Genomic DNA, 2642 nt, shown 5'->3' with positions numbered 1-2642 from the left:
GTTGAAAACTTCAACCGCTAATTTTTAGATTGAGCCCTTTTTTTCTTGATCATAATTTAAAATCCCTCCAATAAATGTATTTGACTCTTTTGTAAGAATACCATATTCTTCTATATGAAAGTAATTTAATTCTAGGAAGGATGTTACAACTATATGAAAATATTCAAAAGTTGGATTTTTAATGGATGCCTATTGGCATTGATAATATTTTCCATCTCCTTATTCAATCATGATCTGGCTTTTAAAGCATCTGGTGTAATTGGAGGCCTTTTAGTTATTCTTGCCATGGTTTTTTCGGGAGCATTAAATAGCGGAGATAGACTAAGAGCAAACAATGTCAGAGAAACTAAAGAAGAACGCATTCAACGAGTCGATATGTCTGGAGTATTTTTCAAACTAAGGTGGTGAACGTGGTAGACTTTTTCATGAGGTCGCCTCTTTCGAATCGAGTTCTGTGGTGGAATCGATTTTACCGAAAGAACGGCCTTTTTTCAATTTTATTATTCCTTATTTTGGGTAATCAACAGGCGTGACGTAAGATTTATCTATGTCCGGCCTGTGGAGTGGTACTTATCGATTTTCGAAAAGGGGGATGTGATTGAACGGCCCATCAGCGATATGCTGGATATCAACGGCTGGGATCTGAGGAAGGCCTTGAACCTATTTCGCAAGTCGAACCCGCCCCTGCTTGAGTGGCTCCAATCTCCGATTGTATATAGGGAGAACTGCAAGGTAACTGAGCAAATCCGCCGGATCTCTCCCTTAACCTTTTCTCCAAGATCATGTATCCATCACTATCTGCATATGGCCAGGGGAAACTACCGATTACCTCCAGGGGGATCAGGTCAAGATCAAAAAGTATTTCTATGTTCTGCGTCCGATCTTGGCTTGTGAATGGATCGAGAGGTACGACACCATGCCGCCTATAGAGTTTGATCTGCTTGTCGACGGTTTAGTACCTGGGGGAAGTGAGCTTAAAGCGGTGATTCTCGATTTGCTGGACCGTAAAAAAGCAGGCGATGAAATGGACTACGAACCAAGGATTAACCCGATCAACGATTATTTGGAAGAGAAAATAGCGTATTACGAGCGGACGGCTTCGGGAATGCGGCCCGGCGACGGTAATCAGGATCAGCAGCTTGACGATTTGTTCCGGTCCGTACTCCATGACGTATGGGAAAAGGGTGGTGAAAACGCTGATTCTGATCCCCCAGCCTCTCCGATCCGATAAAAAAACATAAACGCTTGGACCGTGATGGCCCAAGCGTTTGTTGTTTGCTCAGTGAAAAGAGAAAGCTAATATCTTATTGCCCCTTTAAAAACTCAGCCGCCTTAATACCCGCTTGGCGGCCGAAAATAATGATTTCGGCTACGGAGTTGCCGCCGATCCGGTTTTGGCCGTGCAGGCCGCCGGTGACTTCGCCTGCGGCGAAAAGGCCCGGAATCGGTTTGCCTTCTTTATTGAGCACTTCAGTATTCGTGTTGATTTTCACGCCGCCCATGGTGTAGTGGATGCCAGGGCCGATCTTAATTGCGTAGTATGGCGCTGCGGACAAGTCATTGTCCATTCCTGTGGTTCTGCCGAATTCGGCATCCTTTTTATTTTTCACACTGCTGTTCCAAGTATCGAGTGTCGCTTTCAGCTGATCCGCCGGAACACCAATTTCTTTGGCCAAAGCCTCGATGGTGTCGGCTGTTTTCACAAAGCCCATTTTTTCATACTGCTGAATCGCTTTGGCGCGGGATTTCACGCCGGAATCAAACACCAGATAAGCGGATTTTTCGGTAAGGGCGTTGATGGCTGCCGTAACATTGTCGCGGGTATCCAACTCGTTCACGAACCGTTTGCCGTCTTGGGCAACAAGGATGGCGCCTTCGCCGCGAACCGCTTCCCCGATGAGATAGGATTTTTCCTGCTGTACGGTCGGGTGAACCTGAATTTGATCCATATCCACAGTTGTACCGCCAACGCTGAGAATCATCTTAATGCCATCGCCGGTGCTGCCTGCTTGGTTAGTGGTTACATATCCTTTGAGATCCGGTCTGACTTCTTCAATCATTTCCTTGTTGGCCCCGAATCCGCCGGTCGTTACAATGACAGCATCGGAAGTAATTGTTTTTTCGTCGGTTTGGTTGAAAAGAACCTTCACGCCGTTAACTTTGCCGTCTGCTTGCGTAAGCTCCTTCACGTCGGCGTTAACAAACAGCGGAATCCCTTGTTCTCTTACATTCTTCACCAAGCCTTTGACCAGGTATTGTCCGATCGCGGAGCCGTCTTCAGGACGGTGTGTGCGTTTTTCGTTCATTCCGCCGGTAATCGTGATATTGTTCAATCGGATGCCGATGGAATCCAGCCAATCGATAGCACTTGCAGAATTGTCAACGAAGAAATGAAGCATCTCTTTGTCGTTGGTGCCATGGCCGCCTTTTAATGTCTCTTCATAAAATAAATCATTGCTGTCCTGAATGCCTTGCTCTTTTTGGAATTTCGTCTGCGAAGCGTTCATCCCCGAAGAGGATTTGGTCGTGTTCCCGCCGGCAACCGGCATTTTTTCAAAAATAACCGGGTTCTTGCCATTGGCTTTAGCTTCAAGCGCGGCAGTCATACCGGCACCGCCCGCACCGACAATGATGATGTCGTA

At 46.5% G+C, this 2642-nt stretch carries 2 protein-coding genes and 1 pseudogene; 2 read left to right on the top strand and 1 reads right to left on the bottom strand.

Annotated elements, in window-relative coordinates:
* Positions 1 to 153: 153 nt before the first annotated feature.
* Both L691_RS0119940 and L691_RS29550 read left to right on the top strand, forming a co-directional pair.
* Complete coding sequence (locus L691_RS0119940; protein WP_025692121.1) at positions 154 to 408, top strand: DUF5316 family protein; 255 nt, start codon at positions 154 to 156, stop codon at positions 406 to 408.
* 123 nt (positions 409 to 531) lie between these two features.
* Positions 532 to 1231: pseudogene (locus L691_RS29550) on the top strand (nucleotidyltransferase domain-containing protein); the annotation flags it as partial.
* Between the two features lie 73 nt (positions 1232 to 1304).
* Here L691_RS29550 and L691_RS0119930 read toward each other — a convergent pair.
* Positions 1305 to 2642, bottom strand: a 1338-nt coding sequence (locus L691_RS0119930; RefSeq protein WP_025692119.1) for a flavocytochrome c, incomplete at its 5' end; no start/stop codon positions are given.

The organism is Paenibacillus zanthoxyli JH29 (assembly GCF_000520715.1).
Classification (GTDB): Bacteria; Bacillota; Bacilli; order Paenibacillales; family Paenibacillaceae; genus Paenibacillus_AQ; species Paenibacillus_AQ zanthoxyli.
Note: the sequence above shows the minus strand (reverse complement) of the source record. Positions and strands in the feature narration are given on the sequence as shown.